Source organism: Salinispora fenicalii, assembly GCF_000514815.1.
In the GTDB taxonomy this organism is placed as follows: Bacteria; Actinomycetota; Actinomycetes; order Mycobacteriales; family Micromonosporaceae; genus Micromonospora; species Micromonospora fenicalii.
Genome location: NZ_AZWQ01000019.1, coordinates 95,661 through 116,185, shown reverse-complemented (window position 1 = coordinate 116,185; position 20,525 = coordinate 95,661). Strand labels below are relative to the sequence as shown.

Annotated in this window: 17 protein-coding genes and 2 pseudogenes; 14 read left to right on the top strand and 5 right to left on the bottom strand. The window is 70.2% G+C overall.

The window, feature by feature from the left end; genetic code table 11:
* Window positions 1-264 precede the first annotated feature (264 nt).
* Window positions 265-963 carry a carbonic anhydrase gene (locus B116_RS0109620; protein ID WP_027659950.1) on the top strand — a complete coding sequence of 233 codons (699 nt, stop codon included), beginning with the start codon at window positions 265-267 and terminating at the stop codon, window positions 961-963.
* 120 nt (window positions 964-1,083) lie between these two features.
* On the opposite strand, the gene B116_RS0109615 is transcribed toward B116_RS0109620, so the two are convergent.
* From B116_RS0109615 to B116_RS0109605, 3 genes are all read right to left on the bottom strand, one after another.
* Window positions 1,084-2,100 (bottom strand): coiled-coil domain-containing protein, encoded by a 1,017-nt coding sequence (locus tag B116_RS0109615; RefSeq protein ID WP_027659949.1) that lies wholly within the window; start codon window positions 2,098-2,100, stop codon window positions 1,084-1,086.
* A 297-nt stretch (window positions 2,101-2,397) separates the two neighbouring features.
* Window positions 2,398-3,732 (bottom strand): YibE/F family protein, encoded by a 1,335-nt coding sequence (locus B116_RS0109610; RefSeq protein WP_027659948.1) that lies wholly within the window; start codon window positions 3,730-3,732, stop codon window positions 2,398-2,400.
* A 43-nt stretch (window positions 3,733-3,775) separates the two neighbouring features.
* A complete protein-coding gene (locus tag B116_RS0109605) occupies window positions 3,776-4,078 on the bottom strand; it encodes a metal-sensitive transcriptional regulator (protein ID WP_018254491.1) in 303 nt (100 codons plus the stop codon).
* Between the two features lie 105 nt (window positions 4,079-4,183).
* On the opposite strand from B116_RS0109605, the gene B116_RS0109600 reads away from it, so the two are divergent.
* From B116_RS0109600 to B116_RS28630, 4 genes are all read left to right on the top strand, one after another.
* Window positions 4,184-4,393: a heavy-metal-associated domain-containing protein gene (locus tag B116_RS0109600; RefSeq protein ID WP_027659947.1), complete on the top strand. Its 210-nt coding sequence runs from the start codon at window positions 4,184-4,186 to the stop codon at window positions 4,391-4,393.
* 23 nt (window positions 4,394-4,416) lie between these two features.
* Window positions 4,417-4,614, top strand: a complete 198-nt coding sequence (locus B116_RS0109595) for a hypothetical protein (protein ID WP_018722324.1) — start codon at window positions 4,417-4,419, stop codon at window positions 4,612-4,614.
* A gap of 8 nt (window positions 4,615-4,622) precedes the next feature.
* A complete protein-coding gene (locus tag B116_RS0109590) occupies window positions 4,623-6,914 on the top strand; it encodes a heavy metal translocating P-type ATPase (protein WP_027659946.1) in 2,292 nt (763 codons plus the stop codon).
* Window positions 6,915-7,148: 234 nt separating this feature from the next.
* Window positions 7,149-7,271 carry a hypothetical protein gene (locus tag B116_RS28630; RefSeq protein ID WP_263404868.1) on the top strand — a complete coding sequence of 41 codons (123 nt, stop codon included), beginning with the start codon at window positions 7,149-7,151 and terminating at the stop codon, window positions 7,269-7,271.
* Between the two features lie 52 nt (window positions 7,272-7,323).
* Here the strand turns inward: B116_RS28630 and B116_RS0109580 are convergent, their stop codons facing one another.
* The gene (locus B116_RS0109580) at window positions 7,324-8,367 is read right to left on the bottom strand and encodes a sodium:calcium antiporter (protein ID WP_018722321.1); all 1,044 of its coding nucleotides are present in this window, start codon (window positions 8,365-8,367) and stop codon (window positions 7,324-7,326) included.
* 159 nt (window positions 8,368-8,526) lie between these two features.
* On the opposite strand from B116_RS0109580, the gene B116_RS0109575 reads away from it, so the two are divergent.
* A complete protein-coding gene (locus B116_RS0109575; protein WP_018722320.1) occupies window positions 8,527-9,324 on the top strand; it encodes a class I SAM-dependent methyltransferase in 798 nt (265 codons plus the stop codon).
* 109 nt (window positions 9,325-9,433) lie between these two features.
* Complete coding sequence (locus B116_RS0109570) at window positions 9,434-13,330, top strand: glycoside hydrolase domain-containing protein (protein WP_027659945.1); 3,897 nt, start codon at window positions 9,434-9,436, stop codon at window positions 13,328-13,330.
* On the opposite strand, the gene B116_RS0109565 is transcribed toward B116_RS0109570, so the two are convergent.
* Window positions 13,327-14,076: a spermine/spermidine synthase domain-containing protein gene (locus B116_RS0109565; RefSeq protein WP_027659944.1), complete on the bottom strand. Its 750-nt coding sequence runs from the start codon at window positions 14,074-14,076 to the stop codon at window positions 13,327-13,329. The genes B116_RS0109570 and B116_RS0109565 overlap by 4 nt on opposite strands.
* A 98-nt stretch (window positions 14,077-14,174) precedes the next feature.
* Here B116_RS0109565 and B116_RS27435 point away from each other — a divergent pair.
* The 7 genes and pseudogenes from B116_RS27435 to B116_RS0109535 form a co-directional block, all read left to right on the top strand.
* Window positions 14,175-14,326: pseudogene (locus tag B116_RS27435) on the top strand (RNA polymerase sigma factor); the annotation flags it as partial.
* A pseudogene (locus B116_RS24955) lies at window positions 14,323-15,047 on the top strand (zf-HC2 domain-containing protein). The pseudogenes B116_RS27435 and B116_RS24955, both read left to right, overlap by 4 nt.
* Window positions 15,048-15,212: 165 nt before the next feature.
* Window positions 15,213-16,019: a cupin-like domain-containing protein gene (locus tag B116_RS0109555; RefSeq protein ID WP_027659943.1), complete on the top strand. Its 807-nt coding sequence runs from the start codon at window positions 15,213-15,215 to the stop codon at window positions 16,017-16,019.
* Window positions 16,016-17,269: an 8-amino-7-oxononanoate synthase family protein gene (locus B116_RS0109550; RefSeq protein ID WP_027659942.1), complete on the top strand. Its 1,254-nt coding sequence runs from the start codon at window positions 16,016-16,018 to the stop codon at window positions 17,267-17,269. Before B116_RS0109555 ends, B116_RS0109550 begins: the two co-directional genes overlap by 4 nt.
* Window positions 17,266-18,126, top strand: coding sequence for an HpcH/HpaI aldolase/citrate lyase family protein (locus B116_RS0109545; RefSeq protein ID WP_027659941.1), 861 nt, complete (start codon window positions 17,266-17,268; stop codon window positions 18,124-18,126). The genes B116_RS0109550 and B116_RS0109545 overlap by 4 nt, the downstream gene beginning before the upstream one ends.
* Window positions 18,123-19,124, top strand: a complete 1,002-nt coding sequence (locus B116_RS24950; protein WP_050591852.1) for an ornithine cyclodeaminase family protein — start codon at window positions 18,123-18,125, stop codon at window positions 19,122-19,124. Before B116_RS0109545 ends, B116_RS24950 begins: the two co-directional genes overlap by 4 nt.
* On the top strand, window positions 19,111-20,463 hold the full coding sequence (locus B116_RS0109535) for a hypothetical protein (RefSeq protein WP_027659940.1): 1,353 nt from the start codon (window positions 19,111-19,113) through the stop codon (window positions 20,461-20,463). The genes B116_RS24950 and B116_RS0109535 overlap by 14 nt, the downstream gene beginning before the upstream one ends.
* Window positions 20,464-20,525: the final 62 nt, after the last annotated feature.

The window sequence follows — 20,525 nt, the reverse complement described above, 5'->3', positions numbered from 1 at the left end:
AGGGGGACGGCAAGCACCACGCGGCGCTCGGCACGGGCGGCGGAACCGGGCCGCGATGGTCCGGGACGCCAGGGGTACCGGAGCTACAACGGGTCGGACGCGGTGGGCATTCCTCGGCGAGAGTCCGGGCGTTCGCCACCAACATCTGAAGCGCAGATCACGCATGCCTTGACGTGCTTTTTGCTTCATGTGAGCGTGGAGGAGGCCCGAGTCCCCGTACACCGGGCCTTCAGGTTGGGGCCTCCACAGGGATGAGGTAAGGGCATGAATCGCCCCGAAACGCCCGATACGCAGTCGGGCGCGGATCAGCTTTCCGCCGGTGGTTCCGGCGCTCTTCGGCAGCCGGTTGGCCCCCGAGCGGCGGTCGCCGAGCTACACGCCGGCAACCGGCGGTTCGCCGTCGGAACTCCGGACCGACCGCACCAGGATGTCGGCCGCCGGATCGCGCTAGCGGAGGGGCAGCAGCCCTTCGCGGTGATCCTCGGTTGTTCCGACTCGCGGCTCGCGGTTGAGCTCATCTTCGACCGCGGTCTGGGCGACCTCTTCGTGGTACGCACGGCGGGGCACTCCGCTGGACCGGAGGTGCTCGGCAGCATCGAGTACGCGGTCACCGCGCTGGGTGCTCCGCTGGTGGTGGTGCTCGGGCACGAGTCCTGCGGCGCGGTGCAGGCGGCCTGTTCTGCTGAGGCCACCGGCGTACCGGCCTCGGGCCACCTTCGTGCGGTGGTGGAGGCGGTGCTGCCGAGCGTCCGTCGGGCCAAGGCCGCCGGGGTCACCGACCTCGACCAGATCGTGGACCAGCATGTCGAGCAGACCGTTGCCGCCCTGCTGGACCGCTCCGCGGCGGTTGCTGCCGCCGTGGCCGCCGGCACCTGCGCGGTCGTGGGGATGTCGTACCAACTCACCACAGGTGCGGTGCGGACCGTGACCGAGATCGGACTCGCGGCGTCGAGCACACCCTGAGGCCGGTGTCGTCGGGCGGAGCCGCCTCGTCGATGGTTGGCGCGACCGTGCTGATGCCCCGGAAACCGCGGAGGGCCGGTACCGCGTTTCGCGGTACCGGCCCTCCGGTCATTTCGGCGGCTACAGCAACGACACGTGGACGTGGTCGGTGTGGTTCGAGGGGCCGTTGTACGACTTCCAGCCGCTGGTCGGGAACCAGATCTGCCGGTTCCAGATCACGTAGTAAACGCCGAGCCGGTCGGCGTTACGGACCAGGAACGCAGTCAGGTTGTTGCCGTAGATGCGCATGTCGTCGTTGTACCAAGAGCGGAACCCGCTGTCCTGGAGCGACCAGTCGCAGGCCCGGCCCTTCGGGTGCTCCCATGGGCCACCGGAGCGGTAGCACCCGACGAAACGGTCAAAACCGGCTCGTTTGACCTCGTTGTACATGTGTAGCGTCCGCGCGGTGATGCAGCCGCCGGTGGTCGGATCATCCTCGGTGCAGCCAAGCGGCTGCCAGCCGCCATCTGAGGTGCGTCCCGGGGCGACTCGGGCGACCGGCGACTCGGCATCAACCAGGCCGCCGGTGAGGCCGTTACCCCCGACGAGGCGGAGGGCTTTCTCCGCTTCGAGCTTTCCGCGCTCGAGGTCGCTCTCCAGCTTCTTCTGCTTGCGTACCTCTTCGTCGACCCCCACCTTCGCCTGCTCGGCGCGGATCTTGATCGTGTTAACCGCCTTGATGCGCTGATCGTTGATGCTGTTCAGCTCATCCAGCGCGGTAGCTCGGGCGATGAAGGAGTCGGGGGTATCCGCGTTCAGCAGCATTGATATCGCGCCGACCCGTCCCGTCCGGTACGAGTGGGTCGCGATCTCCGCTACCTGAGGGGCGAGCTTGTCCAACTCGGTCTGCGTCTGTTTGATCTCCTTCTCGAGGGCGGCCTGGCGCTTCTCGGACTCCGCCAGCTGTGCCTTTGCCTTGACATACTCGCGGGTGCGGACCTCGATGAGATCACCGAGTAGCCCCGGCTCCTCGTCGTGTCCCGAGGGCTGCGGGGGAGAGGTGGGGGTGGCGGACGCCGGGACTGGCCCGGCAAGCACGGCCAGCGCGGTGAGCACGGCCACCACGGGCGTCAACCAGCGGCGTGGGGGTGCCGTCACAATGTTCCCTTCCGTTGACCGCGACCGGGCGAGCTGATGGGTTGGGGCTGGGAGTGCTCCCCGCTGGCGCGGCCTGACTCCAGTCGCCTCGCTCCCCGGCTCGCCTCGAGGCGATTGGGCGGTGGTCCCGCAGATGCCGGTGCGCGCCTTCGGCGGTGACCGGCAGCGAGGTTACCTGACGCGTATCCGGTCGAGCTACGTCCCAAAATCGACTAATCGGACGAATTTGCCGGTACGTTGGGTGATAAGTGCCCCGATTGTCAGGTCCACCAGTCCGGTTCCTCACACTGCGGAGTGTCACCATGGCTCTTCCGTGTTCCGGTCCCGGTCGATGGCGCGGGCGACTGGGCCGGTGCGGGGGGTGCTAAGCGCCTCCAGCGCCTCGACCCGGGCGGTGCGCGGTCGCGGCGGTGGTGCTGCAGCGGTGTTCCCGCCCAACTGTTTCTCCGCGTGGCGACCGGCGGTGGTCACGATGGCGGCGAGCCCGGTGGTGAGGGGAACCGCGGCGATCAATCCCAGTGTCGCCACCGCGCTGCGGACGATCTCCTGGGCGAGGAATTCGCTGGTCAGGATCTGGCTCACCGGCCGCGAGTCGGCGGTCAGCAGGAGGAGCACCGGGAGCGAGGCTCCGGCGTACGCCAGCACGATGGTGTTCACCGTGGAGGCGATGTGGGCCCGACCGACCCGGGTGGCGGAGCGGTAGAGCTGGCGGCGGGACAACCCCGGGTTGGCGGTAGCCAGCTCGGTCACCGTGGCGGCCTGGGTCACGGTGACATCGTCCAGTACGCCGAGTGAGCCGATGATGATTCCGGCCAGGAGCAGACCGTGCAGGTCGACGTTGGTCTGGAACATCGACAGCGTGATCGCCTCCTCGCTGCCGTACCCGGTCAGCCGGGTGGTGGCGGTGGCGAGGGTGCCGAGGAGGCCGGTGAGGATCAGGCTGCCCAGGGTGCCGAGAACCGCCACTGATGTCTGCGCGGTCACGCCGTGGGTGAGGTACAGGACCACAAACATGATCAGGGCGGCGCCGACCACCGCGACCAGTAGCGGCGACTGGCCGGCGCTGATCCCCGGCAGAACGAACGTCAGGAGGACGGCGAAGCTCGCCGCCAGGCCGGCGAGGGCGGCGAGCCCCCGCCAACGGCCGAACGCCACGATCGCGGCGGCGAAGAGCGCCACCAGCCACAGCAGGGGCTTACCCCGTTGGTGCTCCGCGATGGTGTACGTGCTCGTGGTCGGGTCGGTCGGGTCGGTCAGCTCGACCAAGATGATCTCGTCGCCGAGAGCGACGTGGGGGGCACCGGGTCCGGCGGGTATCGGCGTGTTGATCTGACGCCCGGCGTCCGGCCCCTGCTCGACGCGGACGGTTATCTCGCCACAGGGGCCGGTGTCGGTGGCCGGCCCTGGTTCTAGCGGCTCCGGGGCGGGGGGACAGGGCTCGGTGACCACCTTCGTCACGGTGCCGTGATACCGGGGTGGCTCGGTGCCCGGATCGGCCGCACGGGTGTCGCTCGGCCATAGGGCCACCGCGGTGGCCAGGGTGGCGAGGAGCAGGGGGACCACCGTCGCAACGAGGATCCGTCGCACCCGAGGTGGGGTGGACGGAGCGGGTCGGGTGTGGTCGGCGCCCATCAGTTCTCCCAACGACAACCGGGCGAGTAATGGGGCGGGGTGGTTAGCCGCGCTTCATCAGTCGGCCGACGGCAGCCATCATCTCGGTCGCCATCTCGTCGGCTCGCCCCTCGGCCGCCCCTTCGTGTAGGCAGTGTCGGGCGTGCCCGTCGAGCAGCCCGAGCGCGACCTTATCCAGCGCGGCCTGGATCGCGGAGATCTGGGTGAGGACGTCGATGCAGTATCGGTCCTCCTCGACCATCTTCTCGATCCCCCGGACCTGCCCCTCGACCCGACGTAGCCGGGTGAGTAGCTGGTCCTTGCTGGCGGTGTAGCCGCGGACCGGGGCGGGGTCGGGTCTGGTCATGCGGACCAGAATATCGTACCCCTCGGGGGTATGCTAAAGTCGCCGACAGTTACCCCCGGGGGGTATGGGACTCGGGGGGTTGGCCTGGCGGAAGGGAAGGGTTCCATGGTCACCACTACATATCAGGTGCACGGCATGACCTGCGGGCACTGCGTAGCCGCGGTGAGCGCCGAGGTAGGTGGGCTGCCGGGTGTGGAGCAGGTCCAGGTTGACCTGGAGGCTGGCCGGTTGACCGTCACCAGCCAGCACCCGATGGCGGTCGAGACCGTACGCGCCGCGGTTGACGAGGCCGGCTACGACCTCGTCAGCTCCTGACGCGCGGCGAGACCGAGGCCCGCATGAAAACGGCGACGAAGCTCACCGCCTTCCTGCTCGGTCTCGCGGCGGTGTTCGGCGCGGCGTACGGGGTCGGTCAGGTGACCGGCCCCGGCACCCCAGCCGTCGAAATCCACCACGACGACCCCGAGCACTCAAACCCCGAGCATGACGACCCCGGCGCCGGGTCCAGCCTTCCGGGGCATGGGCCCGACCGGTAGGGAGTGCGATGACCACCACGAGCAGCCCGAAGCCGCGGGCCGCCAACCAGATTGAGCTGTCCATCGGCGGGATGACCTGCGCCTCCTGCGCCGCCCGCATCGAGAAGAAGCTGAACCGGATGCCCGGCGTCAGCGCCACGGTGAACTACGCCACCGAGAAGGCCCGGGTCTCGTACGCCGACGGGGTGACCCCGGACGATCTGATCACCACGGTCGAGAAGACCGGATACACCGCCGACGTACCGCCCCCACCGGCAGCCGCGGCGGCGCCCGCCGTGGAGCCGGCCGACGAACTGCGCGGGCTCGGCACCCGGCTCTGGATCTCGGCCGCGCTCACCGTGCCGGTGATCCTGCTGGCGATGGTGCCGCCCTGGCAGTTCACCTACTGGCAATGGCTGTCGTTGACGCTGGCCGCCCCGGTGGTGGTCTGGGGTGGCCTGCCGTTTCACCGGGCCGCCTGGGTCAACCTCCGGCACGCCGCGGCGACCATGGACACGTTGGTGTCGCTGGGCACTCTCGCCGCGTTCGGTTGGTCGCTCTGGGCGCTCTTCCTCGGCACGGCTGGCGTTGCCGGCATGACCCACCCGTTCAGCTTCGCCATCGTCTCCGGCGGCGGCGCGGGCCACATCTACCTGGAGGCGGCGGCCGGCGTCACCACCTTCATCCTCGCCGGCCGGTACTTCGAGGCGCGCGCGAAGCGCACCGCCGGCGCTGCCCTGCGCACCCTGCTGGAGTTGGGTGCGAAGGACGTGGCGGTGCTGCGCGGTGACGTGGAGACCCGCATCCCGATCGACCAGCTCGTGGTGGGGGATCGGTTCGTGGTACGCCCCGGTGAGAAGGTCGCCACCGACGGGGTGGTGGTGGCGGGGAGCTCGGCGGTCGATGCCAGCATGCTCACCGGTGAATCCGTGCCGGTTGAAGTCAAGGCTGGCGACGCCGTGGTCGGCGCCACCGTCAACGCGGGTGGTCGGCTGGTTGTGGCGGCCACCCGGGTCGGTAGCGACACCCAGCTCGCCCAGATGGCCCGGCTGGTGGAGGACGCGCAGTCCGGCAAGGCGGCCGTGCAGCGGCTCGCCGACCGGATCTCTGGGGTCTTCGTTCCCATCGTGATCGCTCTCGCCGCCGCCACCCTGGGCTGGTGGCTAGGGAGCGGAGCCGGCCCGACCGCCGCCTTCACCGCGACGGTAGCTGTGTTGATCATTGCTTGCCCCTGCGCCCTGGGCCTGGCTACCCCCACCGCGCTGTTGGTCGGTACCGGTCGAGGTGCGCAGCTCGGCATTTTGATCAAGGGGCCGGAGGTGCTGGAGTCCACCCGGACGGTGGACACGGTCGTGCTGGACAAGACCGGGACCGTCACCGCTGGCCGGATGACCCTGGTGGACGTGGTCGCGGCGAGCGGTGTGGAGCGGGCCGAGCTGCTTCGACTCGCCGGTGCCCTGGAGGCCGCCTCGGAGCATCCGATCGCCCAGGCGGTCGCGGTGAGCGCGGCCGAGGCGGGCCCCCTGCCGCCGGTAGCCGACTTCGCCAACCTCGAAGGGCTGGGCGTCGAGGGTGTGGTGGACGGCCACCGCGTGCTGGTTGGCCGGCCTCGACTGCTGCGGGAGCGGGGACTGGACGTACCGGAGGAGTTGGTGACGGCCGGTGCCACGGCGCAGGCCGCCGGTGCGACGGTGGTGCTGGTGGCCTGGGATGGGCAGGCCCGCGGGCTGCTCGCGGTCGCCGATGTGGTCCGGCCGACCAGCGCGCTCGCACTCCGACAACTGCGGGAGCTGGGCCTGAATCCGGTGCTGCTCACCGGCGACAACGAGACCGTCGCCCAGGCGGTCGCGGCCGAGGTCGGGATCGACGAGGTGGTCGCGGAGGTACTGCCCGCCGAGAAGGTGATGGTGGTCCAGCGACTCCAGCGGGAGGGCCGGGTGGTGGCGATGGTCGGTGACGGGGTCAACGACGCCGCGGCGCTGGCCCAGGCCGACCTCGGGCTGGCGATGGGCACCGGTACGGATGTGGCGATCGAGGCGTCCGACCTGACCCTGGTGCGGGGCGACCTGACCGCCACCGCCGACGCCATCCGGTTGTCCCGGCGGACCCTCGCGATTATCAAGGGGAACCTGTTCTGGGCGTTCGCCTACAACGTGGCGGCGCTTCCCCTGGCCGCGGCCGGCCTGCTCAACCCGATGATCGCCGGGGCCGCGATGGCCTTCTCCTCGGTCTTCGTGGTCGCCAACAGTCTCCGGCTGCGGGGTTTCCGCCCGCTGCCCCAGCTCTCGGAGGGGCACCGGTCTTCCGGCCACCTGCGGTAACGCCGGAGCATCCCAAGCCCGCCCGGCCAGCGCGTTTTGCGGAGCTGCCGGGCGGGTACGCGTCCTGCTGGGACTGCTGGATCCGTCGTCGCCGGGCCCGCCCTGGCCGTGGGGCGGGACGTGTCCCACCGTCGAGTCCACTCGTTGCCAAGACAACGCCGTACGGCGGTGTTGACCTCAACTGGGGGATGTCGCGGTGCGAAACGGGGGTGAGTCGGGGTGTCGAGGTGCGTGGTGATCGCGCGGCGGGCCGCCGCGGTGGCGGCGTTGGTCGTGCTGGTGCTGAGCGGTCACGGCGAGCGGCGCGACGCGGGCAGCCCAGCCACTCCATCCCCGCCGGTCACGACGAGCCGCTGACTCGCCAGCTCGCGGCGTCGGTGACGATCTTCGCCCGGTGTCCTGGTGCCGGTCAGGTGGCCAGGATGATGGTCATCGCCGCGTAGCTGGTCAACAGCAGGATCCCCTCGAAGCCGAGCCGTCCCCAGCCGTACGCCTGCCGCACCAGCAGGCCGCCGAGCAGGATTGCGGTCATGAACAGCGCACTGGTGGTCACGAAGAGTTGAGGGTCGCCGGCGGCGTGGTAGATCGAGCCGCCCCGGTAGGCCACGTCGCCAACCACCAGGTTGAGGGCGTCCAGGCTGTTGCCGCCGAGAACGGCGGCGATGGCCAGGGTCGGGGCGCCCCGGCGGACCGCCGCCACGGCGGTAACCGTCTCCGGGAGGGCGTTCACCGCGCCCATCAGGATCGCGCCGACGAAGCCCGCGCTCAGGCCGGTGCCCAGCACCAGGCTCTCGGCGGCCCGGGCGATCGCCCAACCCCCCATCGCGACCAGCAGACCCACGGCTGCGAAGCGCACCCAGAGTCGGCTGGAGCTGGTCCGGTCGAGGCTGCCGTGCTCGTGGGTGATGTCCGGCAGGGTCTCGGCGGTGGCGACGGCCCGCCAGAGCGGACTGGCTCCGGAGCGGCGGACCAGATGCAGGCCGCCGAGGTAGGCGGCGACCATGGCGAGTGAGGCGGGGTGTAGACCGGCCACGGTGACATCCGGTGCGTAGCGGCCGAGCAGGGCCAGCGATAGCAGCACGATGAGCAGGACCCCGAAGAGCACGTTCGACAGCGACGCCGAGGCGTGCTCCAGGTTGGCCCGGCGGTGGAAGGCGTCCGCCACGGCGACTGCGGTGGTCTGGGCGGCGATCCCGCCGACCGCGTTGCTGTAGCCGAGCTGTGGCTGCTCCGCCGCCGCGGTGACGGCGGTCATCACGATGCCGGACAACGACGTCGCCAGCCCGATGAAGACCGCGCCGAAGAACGCCTCACCCCAGCCGGTCCGGTCGGCGAGGGTGTCGCCGAGGGCGACCAGGCGGATGCTGCCCAGCACTGTGAGGGTCCCCGCCACTCCGAAGACGGCGATGCTCGGCCCGGTTGGCCACGGCAGGCTGGTCAGTACGTCCGGCACCGGCCGGGGATTCCCAGATCTGTCCGATCGAATCCGCCGGTGGCGGATGTCCGGATCGCAACCCCACGACGGGCCGGCTGGAGCGGGTTGGCTGTTCTGCCGCTGCCCGAACAGCCCGATGTTTATCGTTTTTATGATATTCGCGGCAAGGAGACAATTATGAGTATTTTCCATGGAACCGTCGGCTTCTACCGGCAGTTTCGACCGGATATCCCGGAGGCGGTCGCCGATATCCTGGACGCCGCGGTCCCCGCCGGTTCGCCGCGGCGTCTGCTCGACGTCGGCACCGGTGTCGGCCTCGTGGTGGAGGCCCTGCGGGGGCGGTTCGACGACATCATCGCCATCGACCCCGACCCCGAGATGCTCGCTGCGGCGGAGAACGCACTCCGCCCGCGGCTGCCCGCCAACGCCCAGCTACGTCTGGAGGAGATTACCGCGGAGGAGTTCACCCCTCCGGCCGGATGGCAGGCTGACCTGGTGGCGATCTGCCGAACGTTCCACTGGCTCGACCAGGCGCGGGTCCTGAACCAACTGGACGCACAGATCAGCCCGGACGGCGTCGTCGCCATCTTCGCCGACAAGAGCTTCTGGGTAGCCCACCACGACTGGGAGCTGGCCGTCCGGAGGGTCATCCAGGACTTCCTCGGCGAGGAACGCCGGGCGGGTTCGGGCACGTTCCACGAGCACCGGCGCCCCGATATCCAGGCGCTGCGGGACTCGCCATTCAACCAGGTCGAGGAGTTCGTCGTGCCGGTGCACCGGACCTGGACGGCCAACAGCATCCTTGGCTACCTGCACTCCACCTCGTTCGCCGAGCCAGAACTCTTCGGCGACCGGCTCAACGAGTTCGACAACGCGGTCCGTGCCGCCCTGGCCCAGTGCACCGACACCGACACCTTCATCGAGGAGAACGAGTTCCTGATCCATCTTGGCCGGCGACCGAGCGTACGGCGGTAGACCGACCCGGTGACACCAGTTCCTAGCTGGCTCGACGTCGGTTAACCGGATCAACACCTGGGGCCGGCAAGATAGCGCCGACAACGTTGTCGTCGTTGGGAGCTCTGCTGTGCCACCACTGTCACCCGACCCCCGGGGTGGAATCTCCACCGCGCCGAGGCGGCGGGCCAACCGCGGGCGCAACCGCTGGCGCACCACTGCAATCACCGCGGTCGTGGCCATGGCGTCCGCCGGGGTGGTCGCCGCGCCAGCGGCGGCCACCCCGGCCGAGGGCGTATCGGTTGACTACACGTCGTTCGTCAACCCGTTCGTGTCCACCGCCGGTGACTACGGCAACGACCTGCCCGGGGCCCAGGCGCCGAACGGGTTGGCGAAGGTCAGCCCGCTGACCATGCCGGAGCGCAACCACGCGGGCTACGACTACGACCAGACCCATATCGCCGGATTCACCCAGACGAACCTCGACGGGGTTGGCGGCTCCGGTGGCGGTGGCGACATCCTCGTCGTGCCGACCCAGGTCGAGTACGACGCCCGGCCATCGACCGAATCGTATGCGCACCCGTTCACGCACGAGGCCGAGACGGCCGCACCCGGGTACTACCAGGTGCGCCTCGGCGAGATCTCGGGCCCGGACGGCGCCGTGGAGAACGGCCCGGGTGAGATCAACGCTGAGGTGACCGCGACGACGCGTACCGCACTGCACCGTTACGCCTTCCCGGACGGAGCCACCCCGCAACTCGTTGTCGACCTGCACCACAACTTCACGAATCGGACCGGTTCGGCAGTGGACATCGCGCAGCTCGACGACGGTCGGGTCGCGCTCACCGGTGAGCTCCGGGGCAGCTTCTACGGCGCCTCCTACGCCCTGCACTACTACGCCGAGACCGAGCAGCCGGTCACTTCGGTCACGACCTGGGCCGCGGACGAGTTCGGCGACGCCGCGTCCCGGCAGGGCATCGACACCGGCGCCATCCTCGCCTTCGCGCCCGAGGACGCGGGCGAGATCGGCCTGCGCATCACGCTGTCACCGATCAGCGTGGAACAGGCGCGGATCGACCAGGTCGCCGAGGTCGGCGGCCGGACCTTCGACGAGGTACGCGCGCGTACGAAGGCGGTCTGGAACGAGCGTCTCGGCCGGGTCGACATTTCCGCCTCGGCGGCGGCCGACCCGGACGGCACCCTGAGTCGCCTCTTCTACACCCACCTCTACCGCATGTTCGCGCTTCCGGTGAACGCGACGAGCACATCGGGCACCTACCGGGGCGTGGACGGCGTGGTGCATCAGGTGGACGACTTCACCTACTACGACGGATGGGCGTCCTGGGACGACTTCCGCAAGTACTCCGTGCTGGCGTACCTCGACCCCGAGCTGTACCGCGACATGATCCAGTCGCTCAGCTACCTCTTCGCCGACGCGGCGAGCACCGGCAAGAGCATCGGCGGGCTCACCCACTCGGTGCCGACCGTACGGTGGGAGCGCTCTGCGGTCATCGTCGCCGACGCCATCTCGAAGGGCTTCACCGGCTTCGAACGGCTCGACGAGGCGTACCCGGCGTTGAAGGAGTACGTCGGCTTCTCCGACGGCGACCAGCTGGGCCAGGGGCACCCGGGAGACCGCCCCGGCGACTCGGTGCAGCGCGGATACGACCAGTGGGCGCTGGCGATCATCGCCGACGCGCTCGGCCACGGTGACGAGGCGAAGCAGCTGCGCGAAGCGGCCGCGCTGCCGATGGCGAACCTGTACAAGCCGGATGCCTGGACGGCGGCGGACGGCACCCAGGTCGGACTACTCACTCCGCGCGAGGAGGAGGGCGACTGGATCGAGGCCGACTACGAGCGGCTCGGTGCGGCGAACCTCTACCAGGGCACGCTCTGGCAGTACACCTGGTACCCGGTCTACGACCTGGCTGGCGTCGTCGCGGCGATGGGCGGGCCGGCGGCGGGGCAACGCGGGGCCGTGCACTTCCTCGGCGAGGACGACCCGGACAACGGCCTCGGCATGCTGCACTCCAACGCGAACGAGGTCGACCTGCAGGCGCCCTACCTCTTCAACTACGTGGGACTTCCGAGCCTGACCCAGAAGTGGGTGCGCACGATCTACACGAAGGAGAGCTGGAACCGCTACCTCGCCTCCAGCAGCACCGCCGACTATCCGAGTAGCGACGGCGAGTTCCGCCCACCGATCAAGACCAAGGTCTACCAGCTTGACCCGCGTGGCTTCCTGCCCACCATGGACAACGACGCCGGCACGATGTCGACGATGTTCGTCGCCGCGGCCATCGGCCTCTTCCCGGTGACCTCGGGTTCGTCCCAGTACCAGCTCGGCTCGCCGTTCTTCGACCGCACGACCATCTCGTACGCGGACGGGCGTACCTTCACCATCTCCGCCGACGGCGTCTCCGCCGACAACTACTACCTCCAGTCCGCCTCGTTGAACGGGGCAAACTTCGGCAACACCTGGCTCGACCACCACACCCTCGTCCAGGGCGGTGCCCTCGACGTACGGATGGGGGCCACCCCCTCCGACTGGGGTGCCGACAGCGAGCCGGCGTACTCGATGAGCACCGCGGGCGACAACGACGGCGGCGCTCCGAGTGACTACACCGTGCGCGCGTCGGCCACGACGATCGCCGCTCGCGCCAATGGTGACCTGGACGGCTCGATCAAGCTCGCGCTGGAGGGGGGTGCCCGGTTCGCCGGCCGGCCCGGCACGGACTACCTGAAGACGGGCGCGGCCTCGATCCACGGACTGCCGGCCGGCGTCTCGGCGAAGGTCAAGGTCGTCAACGCGAAGAAAGCCCGGGTGGCGCTGACCGGCTCGACCACGACCAGTGCCCGGTTCTTCCTCACCTTCACCGACTCGGCCTTCGCCCGCGGCGTCTCCGCCGCTCAGGTCACCGGTGACGGGCTGTCGTCGCGTACTCCGCTGGCGATCTCGGTGGCCGCGGCGGAGCGCCAGAAGCTGCAGGAGCTCGTTGCCGAGGCGGTCCTGGTCCGTCAGGGAAACTACTCCTACGCCACCTACCGGGTCTTCGACGCCGCGGTGCGGCGGGCCCAGGCGGCGCTCGCCGACACCTCCGCCAGCACGGCGACGTTGCGCAGCGCCGGCGAGTCGCTGACCGGCATGATCGCCGCGTTGGCCATCGACGAGGGCGGCCAGCGCGTACTGGAGGGGGAGCAGTCCGACGAGTGGTCGGGCGGTGACCTGAAGAACGAGGCGAACTCCGGCAGCGGCAACCTCGGTGGGGTGCGGGACGGGGCGTGGATTCAGTACAAGAATCTCGCCTTCGATGTCGCACCGACGACGCTGGCGATTCGCTACGCGAGCAAGTACTCGCCCGACGGCGCGCCGAGCTCCCTGCAGGTGCGCGCGGGCACACCGGACGGCCCGGTCGTGGGTGAGGCGGTGTTGCCCGGCACCGGCAGCTGGGGCAACTGGGCCACCACCCAGGCGGAGATCACTGATCCCGAGGCGCTGGTGCAGGCCCGGGACGTGACCTTCGTCTTCCACGCCCCGGACGGGCAGGACTGGGTGTCGAATTTCGACTGGTTCCAGTTCGGTCCGCAGCCCGACGACCCGGGAGACGGGCCGGTGGACACCACGGCGCTCGACGCCGCCATCACCGCGGCGGAGAAGTACGTCGACAGCGAGGACCGGTACGGGAGCATCGACTTCGGAGTGTTCCGACGGGAGCTGGATGCGGCCCGCGCGGTCGCCGGCTCCGGAACCGCCACCCAGGCCGAGGTGGACGCACAGGCCCGGGCGCTACGGCTGGCGTACGAGCAGCTGGTCCCGCGGGCCCGGCTGACGCTCGAGAACACCGTCGAGCAGGCGGACTCGCTCGACGAGGACCGGTACACCAAGAAAACCTGGGCGGCGCTGACCCACGCCCTCGATGCGGCCAAGGCCACCCTGGCCGACGCGGCGGCGAGCGACGCGAAGCTGACCAAGGCCGAGGCGGCGCTGGCAAAGGCGCTGGCCGGGCTGAAGGTGAAGCCAGCCTAGCTTCCGGGCCGTCCTTGCCCACCCAGCTCGTCGGCGAGGTGGGCAAGGACGGCGGCCGGATCTGCCGCCCCCCACGCCGCCGCGGTAGCCCGGACCAGGTAGACCACGTCCGGTGCGCCCGCATCGGTCGGCGTCTCCAGCAGCTCCAGGTCACCGAAGCGCTCCCGGAGCCGCCGCTCGAAGGCCTCGTCCCGGCTCGCGCTCCAGATCGCCAGGACACCCCCCGGTCGGAGCCGGCCGGCCACCAGGTCCAGCCCGCGGTGGGCGTACAACTCGGCGTTGGCCTCGAAGACCAGCCAGTTCGGACCGTTGTCGGTGTCCAGGCAGATGGCGTCGTACTGGTCGTCGGTCTCGGCCAGCCAGGCGAGGATGTCCGCTTCGATGATCCGTACCCGGGGGTCGGCCTGCGCGGCGCCGGTGAGGTGGTGCAGGTGGCGGACGTGCCAGCCGATCACGGTGGCCTCGATCTCGACCACGTCGACGGCGGCCAGTTGCGTGTGCTCGATCGCGCGTAGCAGCGAGAACCCGACGCCGAGCCCGCCGATGAGCAGCCGGGGTGCCGATGCCGTGCACCTGCTCATCGCCGCGTCAACCAGTAGCCGCTCGGACCGGCCATCTGAGGTGTCCATCAGGAAGACGCCGTTGCTGATGACCTCGTAGCGGCCGTTCGCCTCGCGGAGCACCAGCTCACCCCGGCCGGTCGTCACCCGGTCCAGGGTGATTGGTGGCTGCCGGAAATCGTTCACGGTAAGTACCCCCGCGGGACGTGAAAGACGGGACGGGTCAGGTGGGCCAACGCGTCGCATCACTATAGGCGCCGGTCAGCGAACCGTCCTGGGCAGTTCTGCGTCCTAACCTTTCATGGTGGACGCTGCAGGCGACGGTGCTGGACGGCCGGACCGTTCGGGAGACGGCGACGTTGCTGGGGTGCCGGAAGGCACGGTGAAGTCCCGGGCGATGCGCGCCCGGCAGCAGCTACGGGCGGCCCTGTCATGACCGGCGAGCATGTGAGTGCGCAGGTGCTGGCGGCGTACGCCGAGGAACGGCTGACCGACGGGGACGCCGAGTCGGTGGAGGCGCATCTCGACGGCTGCGACGCCTGCCGGGCGAGCCTTCTGCCGAGTGAGGCGGTGCAGCGAGCGGTCACGAGCGTCGCGCTGGCGTTGGACGATCGGTTGTCGACGCCGGGGCGGGTACGGCCCGCGACGGGGTGGCAACGGGTGCGGGCGTTGGTCGGTGCGGCCCTGTCATTCGGGCCGCGGTGCTGCTCAGGTCGACCCTGGCCGGAGCCGACGAGGAGTTCGAACGCGGCACTCCGCTGCGCTGGCCAGCCTGGCGGACCGGACATGTTCTCCTCGCCGTGCTCGCCGTGGCAACGGCGCTCGTCCTGACGGGGCTGCGCGCCCCCGAGACGTTCGGCGCCCAGGCGCTGGCCCGGAACACGCTCGGCTGGATCGGTCTGGTCGCCGGCGCCACGGCGTTGCTGGGCGCGCGGTTGGCCTGGCTGCCGGCCTTCGGCTACGGGTGCGTGGTCTACGTCGCCGCGCCCCGGGACGCCGGTGTGTTCGTGGCGCTGTGGGCCTGGCCGGTGCAGCCCTCCACCGCTGCCGCCTCATGGGTGGCTGCCGGCGGAGTGCTCGCGCTCGGCCTCGCCGGCTACGCGTGCTGTGGTTCTGCCGTCGGTCGCCGTCTGCTACTTAGTTCGGCTACTATCTGAAGTGGACTGATTACAAACGTTCACAATGCACATGCTGCTCGGTAGGGTGTCCTGAATGCGTCGCTTTGGGACGCTCCTGCGGTAAATCCGTTAGGGCTCCCGGTGGTAGAAGACGGAGGACGGATCGTGACGGTTCCGCAGGGAGCTGGCGTACCAGTCGCCCGCATGACGTTCGAGGAGTTCCAGGCGCTCGGCCCCGGTGGCCTCTTCAAGGCCGATGTGCCGACGGTGATCTCACTGCCGGAGAGCGTGCGCGGGCTCGGGCGCGAGGGGGTGGCGGCCCGGCTGGCCGACATGACCGTCACCCTGTTCACCGAACCGGGCGACAAACACCACCCCGGGCGCTGGGAGACCCGGGACATCACCCTGCGGGACTTCTTCGCCGACGAACGCCATCTGACCGAGTCCGACACCTGGCACCGGGTGGTGTCGAACATCCGGAACAGCCCGGCCGACGTCAACGCCGTGGTCGGCTTCGACGCCGAGGGGTTCTTCGGCTACGGCAGCTCGTTGTACGCGGCCAACCTCTGGATCAGCCACCGCGGCGTCTTCACCAAGAACCACTTCGACGAGTTCGAGAACTTCAACATCGCGCTGGAGGGCCGCAAGCGGTTCATCATCGCGCCGCCCGGGTCCCGCGACTACTACCCCCGGTCGGTGCTGCGCGGATTCGGGGACAAGTCCCAGGTGTTCGACCTCGACAACGTCGACCTGGGGCGCTACCCGAGAATCGCGCCGAAGCTCGCCCAGCGCCGCGACTTCGTCCTCGAACCCGGCCACATGCTCTACCTGCCGCTCGGCTGGTGGCACCAGGCCGAATCCCTCGATCCGGTCAACATCAATGTCAACTTCTGGTTGAAGTCGAAGAAGATTCTGCGCCGGCCACATGTGCTGGGCGTCGCCCTCTACACGTACGCCTACCGGCGGGTCAAGGGTGTCTACAGCTACCAGCCCACCGAGGTGAACTCGTGACCGATCGCAAGACCATCACCCCCACGCACCGCTACCGCAACAACGACAAGCTCATCGGCATCGGCAACGCCTTCTGGAACATGTCCGAGGCGAACGGGGTGGCCGGCATCGTCGGCGACCTCGCCGACGGCGTGTTCACCATGGCCGACGGCCACCAGTTCGTGAACTTCACCGTCTGCTCCTATCTGGATCTTGACACCCACCCGAAGGTCATCGACGGCGCGGTCGCGGCGCTACGCCGGTTCAACGTGCTGGACCACTGCATCCCGCGCACCCGAGTGCAGACGCCGGTGCTGCTGGAGCTGGAGGAGTCACTTGGCGAACTCTTCGGCGCGATGGTGATCAGCGCGGTCTCCACCGCGGCGGCCAGCACCGGCCTGCTGCCGTTGATCGCCTCCGGTCACCTCGGCAACGGCACCCGGCCGCTGATGGTCTTCGACAAGAACGCCCACGTGTCGCTGGCCAACGCCAAGCCGAGCTGCGCCGACGAGTCCGAGGTGGTCACCTGTAAGCACCACGACCTCGACTACCTCGAAGACATGTGCCGCACCTACGAGCGGGTCTGCTACGTGGTCGACGGCGCCGACAGCCTCGGCGGCTACGCGCCGGTCAAGGAGCTCGCCGACCTGCAGGACAAGTACAACATGCTGGTCTTCTACGACGACTCGCACTCACTGTCGGCGTACGGGCAGCGGGGTATCGGCTACGTGCGGACCCACGCGCCCCTCCTCGACCAGCGCACCATCACCGTCGCCACGCTGAGCAAGGGCTTCGGCGCGGGCGGTACGGCCGTCCTGCTCGACGGCTACCCGCACGAGACGCGTCGGCTCGTCGAACGCTTCGCCGGCCCGCTGGGCTACTCGCAGAAGATGAATGCGGCCGCCGTCGGGGCCGCGCTCGCCTCCGCGGAGATTCACCGCACCGAGGAGCTGGACCAGCTCCAGGGGCGGCTCCGCGCCAACATCGCGTTGTTCGACTCGCTGCTCGACACCGAGCAGTCCGGCGAGTCGTACCCGATCCGGTTGGTGCCGATGAGCGACGACACCGTCGTTGACGCCGCCCAGCAGGTCTTCGCCGCCGGCTTCTACACCTCGCCGGTGTTCTTCCCGATCGTCGCCCGGGGCACCGCGGGGCTGCGGGTGATGCTGCGCGCCGGGCAGACCGAGGAGCAGATCCGGCGGCTCTGTGCGGTCCTGGTGCGGGCCGGGGCGCGTCCGGCCGCCCCGTTCGACGGGCCCGGCCCCCGGTGAGCGCCCCGCCGCGCGCGATTCCGCGCAGCATCCTCTACACCCCGGCGCTCTCCCTGGACCAAGTCGTGAAAGCCTGGTCGTACGACGCGGACGTGCACCTGATCGACCTGGAGGACTCCGTCCCGCCGGCGGAGAAGCCGGCCGCGCGGGTGGTCTGCCGAGACGCGTTGTTCAAGGCCCCCCGGCCGGCCAACGTCGCCGTCCGCATCAACGAGCTGGGCAGCGTCGAGGCCGTGCACGACCTGCTGCTGCTGACGGAGAGCTCGGTGCGGCCCGGCATCGTCGTGATGACCATGGTCACCTCCGCGGCCGAGGTCACCCTGCTACGCCGGATCCTGGCCTCGGCCGGCGCCCAGCCGGAGATCTACGTGACGGTGGAGACCGTCGAGGCGGTCACTGAGATCGACGCGATCGCCCAGGCGGCCGACGGGCTGGTGCTGGGGTCGGCGGACCTGGCGGCCACGCTCAACGTCGAGATCACCTGGGCGGCGATGCTCGCCGCCCGGCAGGCGATGGCGATGGCCTGCGCGCGGCACGGCACGGCCTGCATCGACACCGCCAACTTCCGGCTCTCCGAGCCGGCCGTGCTGGCGGAGGAGACGATGCGGGTGCGGGCCCTCGGTTTCCACGGCAAGGCGACGGTGCACCCCAGCGAGCTGGCCACCATCAACCAGGCCCTGCGTCCCCAGGACAAAGACCTGAGGCTGGCCCGCCGGGTGGTCTCGGCGGTCGGCAGCGCCAACGGCGGGATCGCCGTCCTGGACGGCAGCATGGTAGGCCCGCCATTCGCCCGGATGGCCCATGCCACCGTGGCGCGTCAGGACGCCTGGGAAGCCCGGTTCGGCGGTGCCGGATGACCGCGACGGCGATGGTCACCGCCGCCGACATGGCGGGCGCACGCCGGATGACCCAGGTGATCGACGTACTCGGCGAGATGTTCGTGGACCTGGCCACCGGCCGGACCCGCTCCCCGGCCCGCACGGTGGTGGAGCACGGCGAGCAGCGGGTGCTGCTGGTAAGCCCGGCGGTCTGGGAGCGGCGTGGGGTCGGCAGCGTCAAGATCACCACGCTGACCCCGGAGAACCCTGGGCGGGGGCTGCCGCTGATCCACGGGATCGTCGCCCTTACCGACCTGGAGACCGGGCGGATCACCGCGCTGCTGGACGGCGCCGAGCTGACCGCCGTACGGACCGGGGCGGTGGCGGCCCTGGCCACCCGCTTCTGCACCGCGGCCGCCGCCGACGACCTCGCCGTCATCGGTGCCGGGGTGCAGGCCCGTGCTCTCATCCGGGCGGTGGCGGCGGTACGTCCGATCAAGACCCTGCGGGTCTTCTCGCGGACCCGGGCCGGTGCGGAGAAGCTCGCCGACGAGGTGCGGGCGACGACGCCGATCCGGGTGACGGTCTGCGACAGTGCGAAGACCGCCGTCGCGGACGCCCCGATCATCTGCACGGCCACCTCCACCAGCGACAGCACGCCGGTGGTGGCGGCGGACTGGGTGGCGCGCGGGGCGCATCTGAACGTGGTCGGCGGTACCCACCCGGACGCGATCGAGGTGGACCCGGCCCTGCTGGGCGACGCGGTGACCATGGTCGAGGAGCCGGCCGCCGCGCTGGATGGTGCGGGCGAGGTGCGGGCCGCCGTCGCCGCTGGCCTGCTCGTCGCCGAGGATCTGCGGGAGTTGGGCCGCCTGATCGGCGGCCAGGTCGAGTTCGGTGGCCGAAACTCGGTGCTGCGCACCGTGGGTATGGCCATCGAGGACACCGCCGCCGCGGTGGCGTTGCACGATGCGGTAGCGCAGCGCGGCGCGGTGGCGCCGCATCAACCGGTGGGGGCGCCGGATGAGCGAGGTTGAACCGGTCGCCGCGGCGGGGCACCCATGGTTCGGGGATCAACGGCTGGCGCCGGCCGCGCCGGCCGAGACGCTCCGGCACCGGCTGCGCGAGGTGCTGCAGGGCACCGGCTGGCCCTACCAGCCGGTGCTGCCGGCCGCGCCGATGACCATCCCCCGCGCCTCGTACGCGGAGCTCTTCCGGGTGGCCGGTGTCCTGGTGGGGCTGCTGCGACGGACCGCCCTGGAGACCGCGCCGACCGCTCGGGAGCGGCTGGCGTTTTACCGCATGCCGGCCAGCGAGGACCAGCTCTGGCTGGGTGACCCCCTCCTCGACGAGCGGTACGCGGACTGGGTGGCCCGGCCGGACGCGGTTGTCGGCCCGGACGGGCTGCGTTTCGTGGAGTTCAACGTCAGCGGCGCACTCGGCGGTGTGGTCGAGACGCAGCGCCGCCTCGACGTGTGGCGTGGGTTGTACGCCGACAGGGACGGTCACCTGCCGTACCACTCGCCGGATCCGTTCGCCGTCCGCACCGGGATGTTCCGCTCGCTCAGCGCGGAGCTCGGGGTGGCGCCCCGGGCGGCCATCGTCGGCAGTGCCCAGGTCACGGGTGTGACCAGCTACTACTTCGAGGCTGAGGCCGAGTATCACCGCAGCCAGGGGCTGCCCACCCGGTTCTTCGAGCCGAAGGAGCTGCACGAGGCGTGGGACTGCCCGCCGGGGCTGCGCTATCCGATCGGGCTGCGCAACTTCACCATCCCGGACTGGGTTGACGCCGGCGTCCCCACGGCCGCGGTGCAGGAGGCCCTGGACCACGGCTGCCTGCTGGTAGGTACCCAGACCTCCACTTTCCTGCACAGCAAGCTGACCATGGGCCTGCTCTCGGAGGGGCGGCCCTGGATGACCACGGCCGAGCGGGCTCTGGTCAACCGGTACCTGCCCTGGACCCGGGTGCTCTCCGAGCGGCGGACCGAACGCGCGGGGAAGCAGGTTGACCTGCTGCCGTACGTGCTGCGAAACCGCGAGCGGCTGGTGCTCAAGGAGGCGCTGGGTGACTGCGGCAAGCAGGTGGTGATCGGATCAGAGGTGACTGCCGCGGAGTGGGAGACGGCGGTGGAGGCCGGGGTCGACGGCACCAGCATCGTGCAGGAGTTCGTCCCGCCCCAGACCTGCCGGGTGGCGCTGCTGGCAGACGGCGCCGACGAACCCCACGACGCCGACGTCGCCCCGGTGCTGGGGCCGCTGCTGTTCGGCGGTCGGCCGGCGGGGCTGTGGTGCCGCTACCGCACCGATGGCGCGGCCGGGATCGTCAACGCCCGGGGATCGGCCACCGGGGCGGACAACGCCATGGTGGCGCTCTGACCGTCCCCAGCCCGCTCTGACCGCCCGGCCGGCCGCTGACCCTATCCACCCGAAATGTCGGA